Below are 22330 nucleotides of genomic sequence, written 5' to 3' on the forward strand. Positions count from 1 at the left end.
GATTGGAGCATGAGCCCGGTGCAGGGACCGGTCGCTGGTGGCTCGAAAGTCACACTGACCCCTCCTGGGCCGCGTGGAATTCGCTTCAGCCAGGTCAGCGCCGGAAGAGGACACACCCTTGCAGTCGCCTCGGACGGCAACCTCTACTCTTGGGGAAGCAATGATTATGGTCAGCTCGGCGACGGGACAACAACTGAACGTCATGAGCCGGTCCAGGTGAAGAAACCCCAAGGCGTGTCCCAGAATTTCACCTGGGTCCAAGCTTCAGCCGGATACATGTTCTCTTTTGGTCTAGGGTCAGACGGCAAGCTCTACAGCTGGGGAAGCAATCTAAACGGATACTTAGGAGACGGCACAACTAACGATCGCCACACTCCCGGCCCAGTAGCTCTACCACCGAATGTGCCGACAGGATTCACATGGAATCAGGTCGCAGCAGGCAGCCTGCATGCTCTCGGTTTAGGATCCAACGGCAAGCTCTACAGCTGGGGCAACAACCTATACGGATACCTGGGAGACGGCACTACTAACGATCGTTACACTCCCGTCCCTGTAACCCCGCCACCAAATGTGTCTGCCGGTTTTACTTGGAAGCAAATAAGCTGCTGGGGTTGGCATTCCCTGGCATTGGGATCGGATAACTGGCTCTACTCCTGGGGCTATAATGGAACTAATGAGCTGGGTATTGGAGGACCAACAGGATATCAACCAACACCCGTACGCGTAGCTGCACCGCAAAAAGCAGGTTCCGGATTTATTTGGGTAGAATCCAAAATGGGTGATTATTACTCTCTCGCCATCGGATCCGATGGCAACATATATGGTTGGGGATACGGAGCAAGCGGCAATATAGGCAATGGTGCTGTTGATAATGAGCCCAGTCCGACACAAGCTTTTAAACCCAGTGGAGCGCTCCCAGGATTCGCTTGGAAGCAGATCAGCAGTCTATCTTTTGCATCCCTGGCTATAGGTTCTGACGGGAATCTCTATTCCTGGGGAGGCAACGCAAACGGCCAGCTGGGCGACAACACCACTACTCAACGTAACACCCCTGTCAAAGTTGCAGCGCCGCCAAATACACCTTCTGGACTGACCTGGCTACAGGTAAGCGCCGGTTGGGACAACACATCCTTCGGTCTGGCTTCGGATGGCAACCTCTACTCCTGGGGCAACAATATAAACGGCCAGCTGGGCGACAACACCACCAGTGAACGACACATCCCCGGCCGAGTAAGCCTGCCGAGCACCACCACAGTCACCGCTGTCAGCTTCGGCGGATCGGCAGGTACGAACATAACTAAGAACGCAGATGGTACATGGAGCGTCACCACGCCCGCACATGCGCGAGGAAAAGTGGACACGACCGTCTCATGGACTTTGAACGGCCAACAGCCGGACGCCCACCTGGCCTACAGATACCTAGACTCCTACACCGTCACATTTACTAGTGCGGACACCTCCTGCCCTGCACCCTCCGGGATGCCTCAAAACCAGACCCTCGCCGAGAACAAACAGGCCAAACGTCCCTCCCCCGACCCGAAAGCAAACGGCTGCCTATTCGACGGATGGTTCATCAAAGACACCAACAACGACTCCAAGATCGCCTACGACTTCAGCCAGACCGTCACCGGCAACATCACCCTGGCTGCCCACTGGACCAAGATGGACACGCACTGGGCCCTGAACCCCGAAAAAGGCAATGTGCTCGGCGGACAACATGTGACCATCACCCCGCCCACAATCAACCGAGGCATCCGCTTCAACCAAATCAGCGCCGGAGGCTACCAGACCGCGAGCGCCAGCAGTTTCTCCATAGGAGTCGCCAGCGACGGAAACGCCTACGCCTGGGGAAGCAACAAGTACGGGCAGCTGGCTCAGAAACCGGCCGATGCCAGCATGCAGAAGGCCCCTGTCAGAGTCCCTCTGCCCGACGGAGCGGATTCCAGCTTTACCTACACGCAGGTTGTAGCTGGCGACTCGCACGTTCTGGCCATCGGATCCAATGGCATCCTCTACAGCTGGGGTCGCAACGACCACGGTCAGCTTGGTGACGGCACCACCACGGATCGGTACCAGCCTCAGCCCGTCAAAGACACCAGCGGCCAGCCATTCAAAGCCGTACAGGTCAGCGCCGGCGTCGCCGACTCGGCCGCCATCGACTCCGAAAGCCGTGTCTACACCTGGGGCAGCGAAAGCACAGGCAAGGGGCAGGCACCTATATACAGCACAACCAGGAAGAACCCGGCACCAGCCGCTGACCCGGACAATCCGGGACAGAGCTTGCGTGCGGTCCAGGTCAGCCTCAACTGGAGCTTCACCATGGCCCTGGACGCCGATGGCAACGTGTACACATGGGGGTACAACACTAATGGCCAGCTCGGCAACAACACCAGTGACAGCACCAATTACGCAGCCAATCCGGCCCGACTGCCCAACCAGTCCTTCCAGGCCACCCAGATCAGCGCAGGAAGCTGGAATGCTCTGGCCATCGATACGGACGGGAACACCTGGACCTGGGGATACAACGGATACGGCCAGCTGGGCGACAGCAGCACCAGTGATAAATACAAGCCTCAAACCGTGCAAAACCCTACTAATACCAGCCAAAGCCTTAAAGCCACTCAGATCAGCGCGGGCGTGAATCACTCCCTTGCGGTCGGCCAGGACGGCAATCTCTGGGCATGGGGATTAAACAGCAACGGACAGCTGGGCATTGGCAGCACCGTCAATCAGACAAAGCCTGCGCTCATCAAGGACCCCGCCAACAAGGCCCAAGCATTCAAGGCCGTTCGAAGCAGCGCGGGACAACTCCATTCACTGGCCATCAGGCAGGATGGCAACCTCTGGGCCTGGGGCGACAACCAGTACGGGCAGCTGGGCAACAATCAAACGGCAGCCAAAAGCACGACCCCCATGGCGGTTGCTTTCGATCCGGCGCCTCTGGTTCTCACTGGCGTCAAGTTCGGCGGCATCCCCGGGACCAGCCTGTACCGGAACGACGACGGCACCTGGAGCATAACCAACCCACCCCACGACGCAGGACACGTCGATGTGGCCGTCGACTGGACCATCGACCAAGTCGCGCAGACGACCGCCCACCTGGGCTACACCTACGAGGGCATCCTGCCCATGGCCGGCAGCACCGGCCTGCTTGTCTTGCTCGCCACAGAACTGCTGGCCGCTGCAGGCGCCACAGCAGCAGCCTCCCACCAGCGGGAAACCAGCAGCCGCCGCCACTGAGCTCCTTGCCCGAGTAAGCGGGGTGGCCCCGCAAACCCCCAAGATTGCGAGGTCACCCCATTTCTTTAATCTCTTTCAATCTTCTGCTTTGCTCCCCAACTGGAGCTTCCTCTTAAGCAGGGCCAACATTCTTCTGTCATAGGCCAGCTACTGTATACACCAGCCATTGCCACGCCCACCGGGACCCTGAAGGCCGGCGCCTGCGGAATCACTAAGCCAGGGCTACGGCCAACCAAGGCATAGCAGTGGCATAGCAGCATAGACAGCATCCTGCCCCGCTCGCACTTGAACAATCCCCCGAGTCTTCTTCGTTGAAGAGTAATTATCGGATTCCCAACACTGCTAAGGAAAGCATAGTACTTCCAAGACGACGCGAGGCGTATATCCCGGCCTCGCCACGTCAGAATATCCGAGAGCTGACGCATCCCACAAGCATCATAGTGAGACTAAGTTGTTAACAATATTATTATAGTTTACATTGTTAACTACCAACAATCGTCAGGGGGTATATCTTGCAACCCGCAAAAAACGACTCAGGGGAATACGCCCTGTCCTGTCGCCAGGTACGCAAATCATTCGGGAGCAGGCAGGTGCTCAAGGGTGTGGATCTTGAAGTCAGACGCGGCAGCATCCTGGGCCTGCTGGGCAGGAACGGGGCAGGCAAGTCAACCCTGATCTCGGCCTTGACCGGGCTGGGCGAGCCGGACTCAGGCCACATCACAGTCGAGGGGCACAACCCCTATCGCACCCCTTCGCGCATCTTCGGCCGGGTCATCGGACTTGCTCCCCAGGACCTGGGCATCTATCCCCATCTCAGCGTCCGAGACAACCTGCGTGGCATGGCCGGCCTGCAGGGACTGAGCACCAAGCAGGGCGGCAAAAGGGCCGACGAGCTGATAGAGCTCATGGGATTGGGATCCCAGTCAGGAACAGCAGCCGAGGATCTATCGGGAGGGCAGAAACGACGCCTTCACACTGCTATGGCCATGGTCCACAATCCCCCGGTGCTCTTCCTGGACGAGCCGACAGTCGGAGCGGACGTGGAGGCGCGCGCCAGAATACTTGACATGGTCAAGGCCATGAGCCGACAGGGCACCACCATCATCTACACCACCCACTACCTCAAAGAATTGGAAGAGATGGGCGCGGACCTGGCCTTCCTGATCGACGGGCGGATCCAGGTCCGGGGCTCCCTGCAGGAGGTACTCCATAAATATGCCCGGGCATCCCTGCGTATCTCATTCGTCGGCCCTGCCCCAGGCCAGTTCCCGGGATGGCGGACAGCAGACGGCTTCCTGGAGCCCGATCACCCGGTGTCCAGTCCAGAGCAGGAGTTGGCCCGCCTCTTGCAGGAGCCGGTCATGAAAAGTGCCCGTCTGGCATCAATCACCATCGTCCAGCCTGACATCGAGTCGGCCTACATGACCGTCATGGGCACATCCTCAAGCGACCCTGCCGGGTCACGAGCATGGGAAGACAGGTGAACGCCGTGCATTTCAACGGATATTTAGCGACATTCCGCCTCAATTTCAAAATCGAGCTGCGAAGCATCTGGCTGCAGGCGGTCATCGTCGCCATTCCCCTGATCATCATCCCCTTCATGCTGCCCTCCTACCGCGACTCGCTGAGGGCCCAGGGGCATCTGGGTGCGAACGGATCCGAGCAGGCGCTTCCGGGGTTCGCCATTCTTTTCGCCATGTTCTCCCTGCAGCTGGTCCTCCAACTCTTCTTCCAGGAGCACGAATGGCACACCTGGGACAGGATGCGGGTGTCAGCAGTCTCCCTCCTCGACCTGGTCATGGCCAAGCTGAGCGTGTCTTCCATGGTGCAGGTGGTCCAGGTCGCTCTGGTCATGCTGATCGGGACGGCGCTCTACCACTATCGGCCCAATGGATCAGTCCTGGCCCTGGCCGCGGTCTGCCTGGTCATTTCGATTGTGCTGACCCTCTTCGGCCTGTTGCTCTACATCTTCTCGTCCTCCCAGAACATGGCCATGTCCTTCAACAACATTCTTGGCATGCTCCTGGCTGGCATGGGCGGAGCCCTCAGCCCCGTCTCCGGATTCCCGGACTGGGCGCAGAAGCTGGCCAAGGGCAGCCCCGTCTACTGGGCCATGGATGCCATAGGAAAAATCAATTTCGACCATGCCGGAATGGCGGATGTATGGCCTGACCTGCGTATCCTGCTGGCCTTCCTGCTCGCTCTGGCTCTCCTGGCAACGGTACTATTCAAGAGAGGAGTACAGCGGAAGGAGTGAGAAAGCATGGCTGACCCACCCAAGGCACCCGTCAAGACGACGCTCAACCGCGACTACATTCTGCGCTCTGCCCTCTATTTCGTCGACGAGCACGGACTGGAAGCTCTGAACATCCGCGCCCTGGGCAAGCAAATGGGGGTGTCAGGACCAGCCATCTACCGTCATGTACCCAGCAAGGCCGCCCTGCTTGATGGGATCGTCGAGCTCATCTGGCAGTCAGCCACCGACCTGGACTCCATACCACAGGGCATGGTATGGCGGCAAGCGCTTGAAGAGGTCATGCTCCAGGTTCACCGGACGCTGCTTTCGCATCCCCGGGCGCTCCCGCTCATGGCCACGCATCCCATCAACACCGACCAGTCCTTCCACATGGTCAGCACCTGGTTGAACCAGCTGACCGCCCACGGGCTCAAGGTCGATTCCGACACCATCCACCTGCTCAACAGCCTTGCCGGACTGACCCTGGGCAGTGCCATCGCCCAGGCCTCTCCCCCGGTCGGCGGTGCGGGTGGCCAGACCAATACTGATCTGGCCAAAAGACTGGCCGACAACACCCAAGGATTCGATGATTTGAAGGCACTCTTCGCTTCTACGGACGACGGCATTAGCGCCCTTATGGAGGCCAGCTACCGCAAGGGCCTGCACGCCCTGATCGCCGGTTGGCCTGCCTGACCCGGGACTGCCGACCAGTTCAGCAAGACCACCGCACCATTAATCCTGCCTAGGAGTGCTTCCCCGACATTCCATCTGAGAGAACCTTATCAGCAGGTAGTATAATTGAAAGACGCAAGGCTTCCTGCTCGCACCCTCGCACAGAGGGATGGGGATATGCGCTATGTCAGGAAGCATCCAAGGGTATCTCTACCGGTAGGGGCCGGTGAGTCAGTCTTTGGGGAAGGGGATTTTGCTTTATCATGCGTCAGCATACGAACATGCCAAGCCGTCCAATAAGGGCTGTCAGCCTACTGTTGGCCGTTATCCTGCCAGCCAGCCTGGCTATCTGTGGATTCGCCGCAGCAGACACGGCCACCAACGAGTCTAGTGTCGCCAGCGCGCCGGCGACACTAGAAGGCACCGGGGGGGGGGGGTCGTCAGACCCCTCGCGTAGCTGAGCAAAATTCCGGCACTTTCCCCAGTAGCGCGACTCCAACATCAGCGCCAAGTACACCACAATCCCCCTTATCCACACCATCTTCCCTAAACCCCACGCCGACAGAATCCACTAAAACCGATCAGACCCCGGACTCTCAGTACACTGTCATCTTCAACGACCCCAACCAGCACACCAGCATGAGGCAAAACGTCAAAGCTGGTGAACTGGCGGAGCGACCCGCTGATCCGACCAGGAACGGCTACGTTTTCGAAGGCTGGTTCAAGGATGGCGCACACCTTGCCTACGATTTCAATCAGCCAGTCACCAGCAGCATCATCCTTAATGCGCATTGGACCAAGCAGCTTTCCCAATGGACCAGAGGATCAAGCACATGGTCTATTAACCCTGATAATGGGCCAACAGCCGGAAGCACCAAAATCACCATCACCCCGCCGTCAGCAAACAGCATCCACTTCACTCAAATCAGTGCAGGAGGGGCTCATTCACTCGCCCTTGCCTCAGACGGTAACCTCTACAGCTGGGGAAGCAACAGCAGCGGGCAGCTAGGGCGCGCTGTTACCAATGAAACACCAAGCGGCAAGCCAAATCTGGTCACAAGGCCCAAGGGAGCATCCTCCGGCTTTACCTGGGTTCAAGCGGTGGCTGGAGGAGGTTATTCCTTGGCCATTGGCACCGACGGCAACCTCTACAGCTGGGGAAGCAACGGATACGGCCAGCTAGGGCGCATAACAGACAAGGATGATTCCAACACCATGAAGGGTGACCCTACTCCCAAACCAGTCGACAAACCGACAAAGGCTGATTCAAGTTTCACTTGGACCAAGGTCATTGCTGGAGCTGACTTTGCTCTGGCCTTCGGCTCTGATGGCAAGCTATACAGTTGGGGCGACGCCTACAACGGCGAACTGGGACGCCCTTCCGGCAATAAACCCGGCAGTGAACCGTCCAGCAAACCCAGCCCGGTCACTATGCCTTCAGGAGTTCACTTCACCCAAGTAAGCGCAGGCTTCCAACACGTTTTAGCCATTGACACGAGCGGAAAACTGTACGGCTGGGGGTGGAATGGATTGGACTTGCCCGGATGGAGTCAACAACAAACAATGCCCGGCCTCGGTACCGGAGCCAGTACACCGACCCAAATAACAAAATTCGGTCCTTCTGGAAATACTTGGAAGCAGGTTTCGGCAGGATACATGCATTCACTGGGCCTTGTCGCAAATGGCCAGCTATACAGCTCGGTACGTTGCAATGCCCACGACTACTGTAATATTGCTCATCCATCTGGCACGGCAAAAGACTTCGCTTGGAAACAGATCAGTGCAGGATCGGAATACTCACTCGCGATCGGATCTGATGGCAAGTTGTATGGCTGGGGAGACAACAGCAAGGGACAACTAGCGAAAGACCCAAATGACTATAGCACTATTGCTGACCCTACCAAAGTATACACACCCGCTGGAGTCACCTATACCCAAGTCAGAACGGGAAAACAACACGTACTAGCCCTGGACTCGGACGGCAACCTGTACAGCTGGGGAGATAACAGCAGCGGCCAGCTGGGACGCGACACTGGATCAACCAAAAACGGCATACGGGCAAGCAAGATTCCTTTCCCTGAACAGCCAGAAATCTCCGACATTAAGTTTGACGGGATATCCGGCACCAACCGGTCCAGAAATTCCGACGGTACATGGAGCGTCTCTACTCCGTCACATCGCAAAGGCCAAGTAGATGTTACCGTCTCCTGGAGTATGAACGGCCAGCAGCCTGACGCACACCTGCTCTACACGTATATCGGCCCCAAATACAGCGTCGGGTTCACTTCCAAGAACGGCTCCTGCCCGGCACCCTCAGGCATGCCCGGAAACCAACCGGTCATTGAAGGCGAACAAGCTAAGCGCCCCTATCCCAATCCAAAATCAGACGGCTGCATGTTCGACGGCTGGTTCATCAAAGACACCAAAGGCGATTCCAATGTGGCTTATGACTTCAGCCAGCCCGTCACCGGCGGCATCAGTCTGGTCGCGCACTGGTCTCCAGTTGACACGCACTGGTCGATCAACCCTAGCCAAGGCAACGTGCTTGGCGGCCAGCAGACGACGATAACCCCTCCTGATCACAGCCGTGGCATTCGCTTCAATCAGCTCAGCGCCGGTGGCGAGCAGGCCAATATCCTCGGCTTCTCCGAGGGTGTGGCCAGCGACGGGAACGCCTACGCTTGGGGCAGCAACCAGTATGGACAACTGGGTCAAGACCCAGCCAAGACGACTGTGCAGAACACCCCTACTAAGGTTCCTTTGCCCGATGGCGTGGGTTCCGACTTCACCTACATGAAGATCGCAGCAGGCGGCGCCCACACTCTGGCCATAGGCTCCAACGGAATCCTCTACAGCTGGGGCCGTAACGATCACGGGCAGCTAGGCGACGACAGCACCACGGACCGATACAAGCCACAGCCCGTCAACAACCCCTTTACAGACAAGTCCTTCAAAGCCGTGCAAATTAGCGCCGGTGCCTACGATTCAGCCGCCATCGACGACCAGGGCCGCGTCTACACCTGGGGATGCGAGCACACCAGCTACTCCGACTACGGCACAGTCAGATCAACACCGACCCTGGTCAAAGATCCCAACGGCTCCAGCCAAGGGCTGCATGCAGTTCAGGTCAGCGTCAAATGGAGCTTCATCCTGGCCCTGGACGAGGACGGCAACGTATACGCCTGGGGATACAACACCAACGGCCAGCTCGGCAACGGAACAGCCGCAGGGGAGCACAACAAGGATTATGCCAACGACCCGAAGCCGGTCCAGGACCCCAAGGATGCCAGCAAGACCTTCAAAGCCACCCAGATCAGCGTAGGCACCAGGCACGCCCTCGCCATCGGAAAGGAGGACGGCAGCCTTTACACCTGGGGCAGGATCAACGACACCAACTACACAAGGCCCACGAACGGCCCCGCCAACACCGGCAAGACCATCAAAGCCACCCAGATCAGCGCCGGCACATGGCATTCCCTGGCCATCGACCAGGACGGCAACGCCTGGGGATGGGGCTGGAACTACTATGGGCAGACCGGAAGTGGCAGCACCAGCGACCAACAGGCAACCCCGATAAAAGTTACCGGTCCGAACAAGGCAGGCCAGGGATTCAAGGCCGTCTGCATCAGCGCATCCCACAACCACTCCCTGGCCATCGGCCAGGACGGCAACGCCTACGCCTGGGGCAAGAACGACTACAACCAGCTCGGCAACACCAGCATCCCCACAACAGGCAACAGCCCCAAACCCATACAGACCATGTTCGACCCCACCCCCCTGAACATCACCGGGATCAGGTTCGACCAGACAGTGATCGGCACCCTGCGGCAGAACACCGACGGCTCCGTCACCCTGGCGACTCCTGCCCACAATCCGGGACGGGCCGATGTGATCGTGGATTGGACCTTGGGCGGGATCGTCCAAACCAAAGCGCACTTACCCTACACCTACGAAGGTATGCTGCCCCACGCCGGCAGCAGCGGGATCATGATCCTGCTGACCGCAGGACTACTCGCAGCTGCGGGTGCTGCAGCAGCCGGACGCCACAGGTGGGAAGCACGCAGCCTGCAAGCCTGAAGACTTCGCACGAGTAAGCAGCCAGGCCGCATCCCAAGACAGCCCGGCTAAATAGGGTGGCCCCGCACTCCCCCAATACAGCGGAGCCACCCATTCTCTTTTGCAACCGCTCGCCCAGAAGGATTAATAGGCCAGAGAGAACAAACATTTTTAAGCGAAGCAGGATCGATTTCCTGGAGCATGTCACTGATTTTGGCGGAGCTGGTGCCTAGGCATGTCCACCGGGGTGATAAAGTTGTTGCAGATGAGGCCGGGATCGTGCCCGGCGCGGCGGGGGATTCGGACTGGGGAGTTCCGGGCATATAGCCGCAGGTCCTGGGGAAGGGGATCATGCTTACCATGCGTCAGCATACGAACACGCACAGTCGTCCGATCATGGCCGTCAGCCTTCTGCTCGCCGTCATCCTGCCAGCAAGCCTGATCGCTGGTGGCCTCGCTGCGGCCGACACGACCGCCAGCGAGCCTGTTGTGTCCGGCGCAATCGCGCCTGCCACAACAGGAGGCACCGGGGGGGGGGGGTCGTCAGACCCCTCGCGTAGCTAAGCAAAATTCCGGTATTTCCTCCAGCAAGGCAACATCGCTGGCAACACCAGCATCTCCCTTATCCACACCCTCTCCCCTGAACCCCACGCACGTCGAACCCGACGGAACCGACAAGCATAAAAGTCCTGACAGCCAGAAGCTGGCTCGCTCATCCACGCAATACACCGTCACTTTCACAAACCTGCAGGGCGCCGATATACAGCAAAGCGTCACAGACGGGAGACAGGCAAAACGGCCCGACGATCCCACCAAGGACGGATACCTCTTTGACGGCTGGTTCAACGGCGACACGCCTATCGCCTACGACTTCAGCCAGCCTGTCACCAACAATCTGACTCTCAAAGCTCACTGGACAGAGGGATCAGGCGACTGGAGCATTAACCCGGATAATGGCCCCACCTCCGGCAACACCAATGTGACGCTTGCGCCGCCTGCCACAAGAGGCATACGATTCAGCCAAGTCAGTGCAGGAAAGAACCACTCTCTGGCCCTCGGCTCCGACGGCAACCTGTACACATGGGGTTACAACAGGAATGGACAGCTAGGTCGAAAACTCGCCATACTGGCCGATAACCGGCCAGGGATGGTGACTATACCTGGCAACGCTCATCATACTTTCGTTTCAGTCAGTGCGGCGGGCGCCTACTGCTTGGCCATTGATAAAGACGGCAACCTCTACAGCTGGGGAGACAATCAGGATGGCCAACTGGGACGCGATACCGGAGGAGCCTCAACCGATCAGCCAGGCCAGGTGAAAGCGCCGGCAGGAGTCAAATTTACCCAGGCTATCGCAGGAAACGGATTCTCCATGGCTTTCGGCTCAGACGGCAACCTGTACAGCTGGGGGGACAACGAATATGGCGAACTAGGACGTCCAACCGATGCCGACAACAATGTTCCCGTGGGAGTGGCCGGAAAACCTGCAGATGCCAAGCCTGGCTTCACCTGGACACAAGCCAGCGCAGGAATGAACCATACTCTGGCCATGGGCTCGGACGGCAAGCTGTACAGCTGGGGAAGCAACGACTACGACCAGCTGGGACGAGACATCGGGAGTTCTTCAACCAGCCAGCCAGATCAAGTGGAAACGCCTGCAGGCGTCACTTTCACTCAAGCCGTTGCAGGCATGTTCCACTCCATGGCCATTGACCAGAAAGGCGAGATGTACAGCTGGGGAAACAACGACTGCAAGCAGCTGGGACGGGACACCGACAGCATACCTAGAAGCAAACCAGGCCTTGTGGGTATACCTGAAGGCACACAAATCGTCAAAGCCTATGGCGGATACTGGTTCAGCATGGCCATGGACGCGGACGGCAACCTCTACACCTGGGGATTCAACGATGCCGGCGAACTGGGACGTACCGCTTCCGGCTCAGTCATGCAACCCGGCAAAGTCGCTATGCCAACGAACATCACCGCCTCTCAGGCCGTTGTGGGAAACTTCCATTGTCTGGCCATCGGCTCGGACGGCAACCTCTACACCTGGGGACTCAACAATGGCGGCCAAATCGGCAGGGGCACAATCGGCAACGATGCCTATTCACCTGGTCAATTGACATTCCCCGCGTCGCCTATACTTACCAGCGTCACCTTCGATGAAACAGCCATTACGGAAGCGACATTCAATATCGACGGCACTTGGACCTTCGCTACGCCGCAGCATGCGGAAGGCTGGGTTCCCATCACCGTGACATGGAGGCTGAGTGCCCCGCAGCCAGACCAGACAGTATATTTGGGTTACACCTACATAGGAACACCGCGCACCGTAACCTTCGACCCAGCCAATGGCAGTGCGGCAAATAGCGAAACCGTCAACGACGGCTACCGGGTTAAACGACCAGCCGATCCGATCTGGAATGACCATCGCTTTGATGGCTGGTTCCTCAAGGATGCCAAAGGCGGTTCCAATGTGGCTTATGATTTCAGCCAGCCGGTCACCGCAGACATCACGCTGGTCGCCCACTGGAGCCCTGCCAACACCGGCGGTTGGTCGATCAACCCGATCAAGGGCAGCTCGATGGGCGGACAGCAAGTGACCATTACGCCGCCCAAGATAAGCCGAGGCATCCGCTTCAACCAGGTCAGCGCCGGCGGCTACCATGCGGGGGACTTCCGCGGATTCTCCGTAGGCGTGGCCAGCGACGGGAACGCCTACGCCTGGGGCAGCAACCAGCACGGCCAGCTGGGTGACGGCACCACCGCCAGCCGTTCAAAGCCACAGCCCGTCAAAGGCGCGGACGGCCAGCCCTTCAAAGCCGTACAGGTGAGCGCCGGCGCCTACGACTCGGCCGCCATCGACCAGCAGGGGCGCGTCTACATTTGGGGCAGCGAAAACAACAACTACACCGCATACAGCACGTCCAAACTGGCCCCGACCCTGGCCAAGGATCCAAGGGGCTCAGGCCTGGGACTGCACGCGGCCCAGGTCAGCCTCGGCTGGAGCTTCATCATGGCCAAGGACACGGACGGCAGCCTCTACACCTGGGGATACGACAACTACGGGCAACTCGGCAACGGAGCGGCCACAGGAGAATACAGCACCACATACGCCGCCGACCCGGCACCCGTACCCGACCCCGGAGATACCAGCAAGGCCTTCAAAGCCGCGCAGATCAGCGCAGGCGCCAACCACGCCCTGGCCATCAGCCAGGACGGCACAGCCTGGGCATGGGGATACAACGACCACGGGCAGCTAGGCGACGGTACGACAACCAGCCGGCCCTCCCCCAAGCAGATCCCGGATCCTACGAACTCCAGCCAAGCATTCCAAGCCGCATGGATCAGCGCCGGCGTGCACCACTCCCTGGCCGTCAACCAGAGCGACGCAGCCTGGGCCTGGGGATGGAACACCGACGGCCAACTCGGCAACGGCGCCACCAGCGACCAGCCCACGCCCACGCGCGTATCGTCGCCCGCGGGCCAAGGCAAGGCCGACGGCGGGCTCACAGCCGCACGTGCCAATGCAGGACGAAACCACTCCCTGGCCATCGGTCAGGATGGCAACGCCTACGCCTGGGGTGACAACCAGTACAACCAGCTTGGCGTCGAGCAAAGCCTGACGCAGAGCAGTACTCCGGCTCTGGTGTCCTTCAACCCGGTCCTGCTGATCACCGGTGTCAGCTTCGACCAGACAGCAGTTGGTACTCTGCAACAGAACTCTGACGGCTCTGTTTCCCTGGTCACGCCCGCCCATAACCCGGGACAGGCTGATGTCATCGTGGATTGGACCCTGGGCGGGATCGCCCAGACTCAAACACACCTGACCTACACCTACGAAGGCATCCTGCCCCACGCCGGCAGCAGCGGGATCATGATCCTGCTGGCCGTCGGAATGCTGGCAGCAGCTGGTGCCGCAGCCGCCGGACGCCATCGGCGGGAGGCACGCAGCCTGCAAGCCTGAAGACTTCACACGAGTAAGCAACCGGACCATACCCCAAGATGGCCAGGTTAAACAGGGTGGCCCCGCAGTCCCCAACACAGCGGAGCCACCCATTCTCTTTAGCACCCGTCCGCCCAGAAGAATCGATAAGCCAGTTAGAACAAACAGTTCTCAGGCGCCTGCGCCTAGGCATGTCCACCAGGGTGATAAAGTTGTTGCAGATGAGGCCGGGAATGTGCCCGGCATGCGGCGGGGGATCCGGACTGGGGAGTTCCGGGCATGTAGCCGCAGTTCCTGGGGAAGGGGATCATGCTTATCATGCGTCAGCATCAGCACACGTCTATCGGACCGGCTATGGCCATCAGCACACTGCTGGCCGTCATCCTGCCTCTAGGCCTGCTTGCCGGCACCAGCGCCGATGCCAGCACTGAGGCCAGCGAGCCTGTTGCGTCCGGCGCGAGCGCGCCTGCCACAACAGGAGGCACCGGGGGGGGGGGGTCGTCAGACCCCTCGCGTAGCTAAGCAAAATTCCGGCATTTCCTCCAGCAAGGCAACGCTTCCAACTCCAACCACACCCCTATCTACACCATCACCCCTAGCTACATCCTCCCCGCTCAACACAACGCGGCTGCCGTCACCCACCATCCCAGAGCCTAATAAAAGAATCGCTGCCGATGAACATGTAAACGGCCGATCACAACCACGCTCATCCGCTCAACATACCGTCACCTTCAACGACCCTGAACAGCAAACCAGCACAGAACAAAAAATCACGGATGGAAATCGCGTAAGCCGACCTGCCAATCCCTCAAGAATCGGCTATATATTCGTCGGATGGCTCATAGGTGATACGCCCGTGGCCTACGATTTCAGTCAGCCGGTCACCAGCGACATCACCCTGACAGCCCACTGGACAAAAGGCTCCAGTACCTGGAGCCTTGATCCCGTCCATGGACCAGCGAGCGGCAACACCAAGGTCACTCTTACCCCACCCGTCATACCTAATATTCGGTTCAGTCAATTCAGCGCCGGAGATAATTTTGCCGTGGCCTTGGGATCAGACGGCAACCTGTACAGCTGGGGATTCAACCAGGAAGGCCAGCTGGGACGTATAGCCAGCAGTAGCCTATACGATCCAAATCCCACACCAGGTAAAGTTGACAAACCCGCAAACGTATCATCCGACTTCACTTGGGTTCAGGTCAGCGCAGGAGACACTTTTGCCCTGGCTCTCGGTTCGGATGGCATTCTCTATAGTTGGGGTTCCAACGAATTCCGTCAGCTTGGGCGGGACGGGGTTTTCAATATCTTCGGTGGTGATCGGACGCCGAGGCCTGTAGACAAGCAGGAGACCATCAAATTCACCCGCATCAAGGCAGCAGCAAACCACGCTATGGCATTTGATTCCCTTGGAAATCTCTACAGCTGGGGATGGAACGAGTATGGGCAACTGGGTCATGATGGGGGAACTCAAGAAGTCAAAGAACCAACCAAAGTTGACAAACCTGCAAACGCTTCATCCAATTTCACTTGGATTGAGGCAAGCGGAGGGTTCTACGATACAGTGGCAATCGGTTCAGACGGCAACCTCTACAGCTGGGGAAACAACGACTTCGATCAACTGGGCCGCGACACCACCGATGCGACGAACAATCCCATTCCCGGCAAAATCGACAAACCTGCAGGTGTTCCCAGCGACTTCACGTGGCTCCAGACAGGATCAGCCCATTACAATTCCATGGCCCTTGGCTCAGATGGGAACATTTACACCTGGGGATCGGATGAGCAAGAAATTATGCTGGGACGCGATCTGAGCCTCAAAGTCGCCAACCGTCCGGCAGCTGTCTATAAACCCGCCAACGTCAATTACATTGACTGCATGACGACTGACTACCACTCCATAGGGGTCGGCTCAGACGGCAACCTCTACAGCTGGGGAACCGACGGTGACGGCGAGCTTGGGCAAGCTACACCAGTAAACGGCCCGGGAATTGTGTCCAAGCCTGACAGCAATCAGGATGACTTCACCTGGAAGCAGGCCAGCATAAACAATGGCTACACCATGGGGCTCGGCTCAGACGGCAACCTGTATACCTGGGGCTTCAACTATTACGGTGAACTCGGACACGGGGCCGTCAACGACGAAGAGCGCGGAGTGGTGTCGGCACTCGGCACACCCAACCTCACTGGCATGAAGTTCGACGAAACAACCATTACAGATCTGTCGAAGAATACGAACGAAGACACCTGGAGCGCCACTGCCCCGCCACATGCAAAGGGGAAGGCGGACGTGACTGTTCAATGGACCATAAATGGGGCGTCACAGCCGGATGTGCATTTGACCTATCGATACGACGGACCAAAATACACCGTCTCCTTCAGCAACAAAGACAACTCCTGCCCGGCATCTTCCGACATGCCCCAAAACCAGTCCGTTACTGAGGGAGAGCAGGCCATGCGCCCGTACCCTGATCCGAAGGCGGACAGTTGCCAGTTCGACGGCTGGTTCCTCAAGGACGCTAACGGCGATTCCAGGATCGCCTACGACTTCAGCCAACCCGTCACCGCAAACATCACTTTGGTCGCCCATTGGAGTCCCGTAGACAATGGTACGTGGTTGATCAGCCCGATCAAGGGGAGCTCGATGGGCGGCCAGCAGGTAACCATCACGCCGCCCAAGACCAGTCGGGGGATCCGCTTCAACCAGATCAGCGCCGGCGGCTCCCAAAACAAGGAGATGCGCGGCTTCTCAGTAGGCGTAGCCAGCGACGGGAACGCCTACGCCTGGGGCAACAACAGGTACGGACAGCTGGGCACCGGCAACAACAAACAGCATGACAAACCAACCGAAGTTCTCAAACCCGACGGCGTAAAGGAAAGCTTCACCTACACGCAGATTTCGGCAGGGGGCGCGCACACCCTAGCCATCGGTTCCGACGGTATCCTCTACAGCTGGGGGCATAACGATTTCGGCCAGCTAGGCAACGGCAGCACGGACACAAACATCCACGTCAAGCCGGTAGCCGTCATCAATCCCAGCACGGGCCAGCCATTCCAGGCCACCCAGGTCAGTGCTGGTGCCTGCGACTCGGTCGCTATCGACACCAAGGGCCAGGTCTACAGCTGGGGAAGCGAAACTACGACCCTGGGCGACAATGTCAACACCGTAAACTCCGATGCCAAACCGAAGCCCACTGTGGTCGCCGACCCGAATAGCAACGACCAGGGTCTGCATGCGGTCAAGGTCAGCGCTAACTGGAGCTTCATCATGGCCTTGAACGCTGATGGCGACATATACGCCTGGGGATACAACAACTGGGGGCAATTCGGCAACGGGTCCTCAACCCACGGAACTTGGACCGCTTACTCCTCCACCCCCACGCTGGTGCTCGATCCCAAGGACACCAGCGAAGGACTGCAGGCCATCCAAATCAGTGCGGGCGCATGGCACGCCCTGGCCATCGGTAAGGACGGCACAGTCTGGGCATGGGGAATGGACAACAACGGCCAGCTCGGCTTCAGCACCGACTATCAGTCGTTGCCCAAGCAGGTGCCCAATGTCAAAGCCCAGCAGGTCAGCGCAAGCACATGGAATTCCTTGGCCATTAGCCAGGATGGCACAGCCTGGGGATGGGGCAACAATGCCAACGGCCAGCTGGGCGACGGCACCACCAGCAAACGGACCACACCTCGGCCCGTATCACCTCCGAAAGGTCAGAGCAGCGCCGACACCGGATTCGCGTCCGTGCGGATCAGCGCGGGATGGAGCCATTCCGTAGCGATCGGCCAGGACGGCAAGGCCTACGCCTGGGGCGACAACCGCTACAGCCAGCTTGGATCCGAGCAAAGCATGACGCAGAGCCGCACGCCGACTCTGGTGGCATTCAACCCGGTGCTGATGATCACCGGTGTCAGATTTGACCAGACGGCCGTAGACACCCTGCAACAGAACTCTGACGGCTCTGTTTCCCTGGCCACGCCCGCCCACAATCCAGGGCAGGCTGATGTGATCGTGGATTGGACCCTGGGCGGGACCAGCCAGCCCCAGACACATCTGACTTACACCTACGAAGGCATGCTGCCCAACGCCGGCAGCAGCGGGACCATGATCCTGCTGGCCGCCGGGCTGCTGGCCGCAGCGGGCGCCACAGCAGCCGGGCGCCACAGGCGCGAATCCCGCAGACTGCAAGCCTGAAGACTTCACACGAGTAAGCAGCCGGACCATACCCCAAGATGGCCCGGCTAAACAGGGTGGCCCCGCAATCCCCCAACACAGCGGAGCCACCCTTCTTATTCACCCTGGTGCTGCTCCCACTCTTGCCCGTCCGCGCGTGATAGACTGCAATACAGCTGTCGGGATTGCCCCCGGCACACGTCTCGTGAAGCGACTTGGGGATTTTCATCATCGAGCCACCTGTTTGGGGAAAGGGGTTCGCAGCCATCATGCACCATAGGGATGCTTCTGCCCGGCCATGCATTGCCGTGAGCCTTCTGCTTGCCATCATCCTGCTCGCAAGTCTGATCATGGGCAGCCTCGCCACAGCCGACACTGACACCAACACCGACACAAGCCAGCCAACGCTGCAGGCCACGCCGACGACACCCCAGTCCCCATTGACACCAACACCCTCGCCACTGAACACCATACCCGAACACGATCAAACACCTGACAGCCGCCCCCAGGCACGCTCAACAAGGCACACCGTCACCTTCGACAGCGCCGACGGCAGCAGCATCGACCCTCAAAACGTCGATGACGGCGCACTGGCCAGCCGGCCCGCCAAGGACCCGACCCGGGACGGCTACCTGTTCGACGGCTGGTTCACCGGCAATCTTGCCTACGACTTCACCCAACCCGTCACTGCAGACCTCACCCTGACCGCCCACTGGACCAAGGGAACCAGTGCCTGGAGCCTCTCCCCCACCTCCGGGTCAGCCGCCGGAGGCGACAAGATCACCTTGGTCCCACCCACCAAACCCGGCGTACGATTCAGCCACATCAGCTCGGGTCTATGGCATACCTTGGCCATGGGATCGGACGGCAACCTCTACAGCTGGGGAGAAAACAAAGCAAGTCTGGGACGCGACACCAATGAGATACCAGCCACCGCACCGAGCAAGGCGCCAGAAGGCACCCCAGGCCTGGTCACCCCGCCGACCGGCGTCCACTTCACCCAGACCAGCGCAGGAATGAGCCTTTCCCTGGCCATGGGCTCGGACGGCAACCTCTACAGCTGGGGACTAAACGACAACGGGCAGCTGGGACGCAGCACCACCAGCACGCCAGCTGACAGACCGGGCCTGGTCACCCCGCCGACCGGCGTCCACTTCACCCAGTTCACCGCCGGATACTCGCAATCCCTGGCCATCGGCTCGGACGGCAACCTCTACAGCTGGGGAGACAACAGCCGAGGCCAGTTGGGACGCGACACGGGATCAGCGACCTACGACGCCACGCCAGGCAGAGTGTCAATGCCGACAGGCATCACCTGCACCCAGATCAGCGGGGGAACCTTCTATTCCCTGGCTCTGGGCTCGGACGGCAACATTTACAGCTGGGGAGACAACACTCAGGGCGAACTCGGACGCAACACCAACAGCGAACAGCCAGGAACCCTGCCGAACAAAGTGATCCTGCCGACAGGCGTTACGAAATACACCGCGATTGCCGCACAGGGATGGTGTTCTCTGGCCATGGGCTCAGACGGCAACCTCTACAGCTGGGGTTACAACAGCTACGGCCAGATGGGACGAGATACCGACACGCCAACACAAAACATCGATCCAGGCAAAGTGACGCTGCCCACAGGCGTCACGAGATTCACCCAGTTCGGCGCAGGAAACCAACACACCCTGGCCGTAGGATCGGACGGCAACCTCTACAGCTGGGGAAGCAACAAATTCGGCCAGCTGGGACGCGACGCCCACAGCTTGAGAAATGCCACACCGGGCAAAGTATCCCTGCCGGCAGGCATCAGCTGCATCCAGATCATCGCAGAAAATACCTCCTCCCTGATCCTAGGCTCGGACGGCAACCTCTACAGCTGGGGAGACAACAGCCGAAGCCAGTTGGGACGCACGACCACTGGTCATTCTGACGCCGACCCCGGCACAGTCACATTCCCCGAGGATCCCAGACCCGTCAGCGTCAGCTTCGGCGGGACGCCCGGCACCAACCTCATCGCCGAGTCGAACGGCACCTGGAGCGTCACCACGCCCCAGCATGCAGCAGGCAAGACCGATGTCACCATCATCTGGGGCATGAACGGCCAGCAGCCCGACACCCACCTGACCTACCAATACATGAACGCCTACCATGTCACTTTCTCTTCCGACAGTGACTCCCCTACAGCACCCTCGGGCATGCCCGGACCCCAGTCCGTCACCGAAGGCAGGCAGGCCACACGCCCGATCGCAGACCCTACCAAAGACGGCTGCCTGTTCGACGGCTGGTTCCTCAAGGACTCAAAAGGCGAATCCAAGGTGGCTTATGACTTCAGCCAGCCCGTCACCAGCAGCATCACCCTGGTCGCCCATTGGAGCCCTGTAGACATCGGCAGCTGGGCAATCAGCCCGAATAATGGCGATGCCCAGGGCGGCCAGCATGTGACCATCACCCCGCCCAAAACCAGCCGGGGCATCCGCTTCAACCAGATAAGCGCCAGCGATAATTTTGCCGGTTTTTCTATAGGGGTGACCAGCGATGGGAATGCCTACGCCTGGGGCGGCAACGACTACGGGCAGCTGGGCCAGGATCCGAGTACGACGGCCAAACAATATGCGCCGACCAAGGTCCCCCTGCCTGACGGCGCAGCTACCGGATTCACCTACACGCAGGTCGCCGCAGGCGGAACCCACGTGCTGGCCATCGGCTCCGACCAGACCGTCTACAGCTGGGGACAAAATCAATATGGCCAGCTTGGCGACGGCAGCAGGCAAGACCACTCCAAGCCACAGCCCGTCAAGGGCCCAGACGGACAACCCTTCAAGGCCACCCAGGTGACCGCCGGATTCACCGACTCGGCAGCAATCGACCTGAATGGGCGCGTCTACGTCTGGGGCAGCGAAACCAAGGACCAGGACACCTATAGCGCGCCCAAACTGACGCCGGCCCTGGCCAAGGATCCCAGCGGCTCCGACAATGGGCTGAAGGCGGTCCAGGTAAGCGCAAGATACAGCTTCCTCATGGCCCTGGACGCCGACGGCAACGTATACACCTGGGGATACAACAACCACGGACAGCTCGGCAACGGCCAAAGCACAGGAAAATACAGCACCGCATATGCTGCCGACCCAGCTCCCGTGCCCGATCCCAAGAACGCCAGCAAGACCTTTAAGGCCAGGATGATCAGCAGCGGTGAAGTCCACGCACTGGCCATCGGTCAGGACGGCACAGCCTGGGCATGGGGAATGAACGCGGATGGCCAGATCGGCGATGGCACGCTGACCGACCGGTCCACACCCACGCAGGTAAAAAACCCTGCCGATGCCAGCCAGGGATTCCAGGCCGCCCAAATCATCGCCGGAGCCACATATTCGCTGGCTATCGACCAGAGCGGTACAGCCTGGGGATGGGGAGAAAACACCTTTGATCAGTTGGGCAGCAACCAGGGCACCTCCGAGCTGCTCGTCCCCTCACAAGTGTCACCCCCCGCAGGCCAGGACAACGCAGGCAAGGGGTTCGCGGTCGCGCGGATCAGCGCAGGATCGGCTTGTTCCATGGCCATCGGTCAGGACGGCAAGAGCTACAGCTGGGGATACAACTACCATGGGCAACTCGGCACCGGCAGCAACAACGGCACGAAGATCATTACGCCGACGCTGGTGGCGCTATATCCGCCGCCGCTGATTACCGGCGTCAGGTTCGACCAGACACCCGCCGGCAGCCTGCAGCAGAACGCGGACGGGTCGGTCACCCTGACCACGCCAGCCCACAATCCGGGACTGTCTGACGTGATCGTGGACTGGTCCCTGGGTCCCGCCAACCAAGCCCCGACCCACCTCAGCTATACCTTCAAAGGCATTCTGCCCCTCACAGGCAACACGGGGGTACTCCTCCTGTTCGTCTCAGGCCTGCTTGCCGCCGCCGGCGCCCTGGCAGCCAGACGCCACAGGCACGAATTCACTTCGCTCGAGTAAACGGTCGGGCCGCATCCCAAGAACGGCCCGACCTTGATGGG

General features: G+C 59.5%; 9 protein-coding genes and 1 pseudogene. All 10 read left to right on the forward strand.

All coding sequences use genetic code 11. From position 1 onward, the window contains the following. The first annotated feature begins 9 nt into the window (after positions 1–9). The 10 genes and pseudogenes from QRX41_RS06805 to QRX41_RS06850 all read left to right on the forward strand — a co-directional run bounded on the left by QRX41_RS06805 (position 10) and on the right by QRX41_RS06850 (position 22289). Positions 10–3240 (forward strand): RCC1 domain-containing protein, encoded by a 3231-nt coding sequence (locus tag QRX41_RS06805; RefSeq protein ID WP_313839531.1) that lies wholly within the window; start codon positions 10–12, stop codon positions 3238–3240. A gap of 602 nt (positions 3241–3842) precedes the next feature. After that, positions 3843–4724 carry an ABC transporter ATP-binding protein gene (locus tag QRX41_RS06810; protein WP_313839533.1) on the forward strand — a complete coding sequence of 294 codons (882 nt, stop codon included), beginning with the start codon at positions 3843–3845 and terminating at the stop codon, positions 4722–4724. Continuing rightward, positions 4721–5497 (forward strand): ABC transporter permease, encoded by a 777-nt coding sequence (locus tag QRX41_RS06815; RefSeq protein ID WP_313839534.1) that lies wholly within the window; start codon positions 4721–4723, stop codon positions 5495–5497. Before QRX41_RS06810 ends, QRX41_RS06815 begins: the two co-directional genes overlap by 4 nt. A 6-nt stretch (positions 5498–5503) precedes the next feature. Further along, complete coding sequence (locus QRX41_RS06820) at positions 5504–6169, forward strand: TetR/AcrR family transcriptional regulator (RefSeq protein ID WP_198200933.1); 666 nt, start codon at positions 5504–5506, stop codon at positions 6167–6169. Between the two features lie 618 nt (positions 6170–6787). Further along, positions 6788–8191 (forward strand): annotated as a pseudogene (locus tag QRX41_RS08505) (RCC1 domain-containing protein); the annotation flags it as partial. A 171-nt stretch (positions 8192–8362) separates the two neighbouring features. Further along, the gene (locus QRX41_RS06830; RefSeq protein ID WP_313839538.1) at positions 8363–10225 is read left to right on the forward strand and encodes an RCC1 domain-containing protein; all 1863 of its coding nucleotides are present in this window, start codon (positions 8363–8365) and stop codon (positions 10223–10225) included. Positions 10226–10691: 466 nt separating this feature from the next. Beyond that, positions 10692–14171: an RCC1 domain-containing protein gene (locus QRX41_RS06835; protein WP_313839539.1), complete on the forward strand. Its 3480-nt coding sequence runs from the start codon at positions 10692–10694 to the stop codon at positions 14169–14171. A gap of 297 nt (positions 14172–14468) precedes the next feature. Further along, positions 14469–14672 carry a hypothetical protein gene (locus QRX41_RS06840; protein WP_229132389.1) on the forward strand — a complete coding sequence of 68 codons (204 nt, stop codon included), beginning with the start codon at positions 14469–14471 and terminating at the stop codon, positions 14670–14672. Next, positions 14596–18345: an RCC1 domain-containing protein gene (locus QRX41_RS06845; RefSeq protein WP_313839543.1), complete on the forward strand. Its 3750-nt coding sequence runs from the start codon at positions 14596–14598 to the stop codon at positions 18343–18345. Before QRX41_RS06840 ends, QRX41_RS06845 begins: the two co-directional genes overlap by 77 nt. A 287-nt stretch (positions 18346–18632) precedes the next feature. Continuing rightward, positions 18633–22289, forward strand: coding sequence for an RCC1 domain-containing protein (locus tag QRX41_RS06850; RefSeq protein ID WP_313839544.1), 3657 nt, complete (start codon positions 18633–18635; stop codon positions 22287–22289). Positions 22290–22330 lie beyond the last annotated feature (41 nt).

Origin of the sequence: Bifidobacterium kimbladii, from assembly GCF_032193675.1 — a bacterium.
Classification (GTDB): Bacteria; Actinomycetota; Actinomycetes; order Actinomycetales; family Bifidobacteriaceae; genus Bombiscardovia; species Bombiscardovia kimbladii.

Coding starts and splice junctions, on each gene's coding strand:
- QRX41_RS06805 (WP_313839531.1), top strand. CDS start 10: ATGAGCCCGGTGCAGGGACCGGTCGCTGGTGGCTCGAAAGTCACACTG.
- QRX41_RS06840 (WP_229132389.1), top strand. CDS start 14,469: ATGCGTCAGCATCAGCACACGTCTATCGGACCGGCTATGGCCATCAGC.
- QRX41_RS06820 (WP_198200933.1), top strand. CDS start 5,504: ATGGCTGACCCACCCAAGGCACCCGTCAAGACGACGCTCAACCGCGAC.
- QRX41_RS06830 (WP_313839538.1), top strand. CDS start 8,363: ATGAACGGCCAGCAGCCTGACGCACACCTGCTCTACACGTATATCGGC.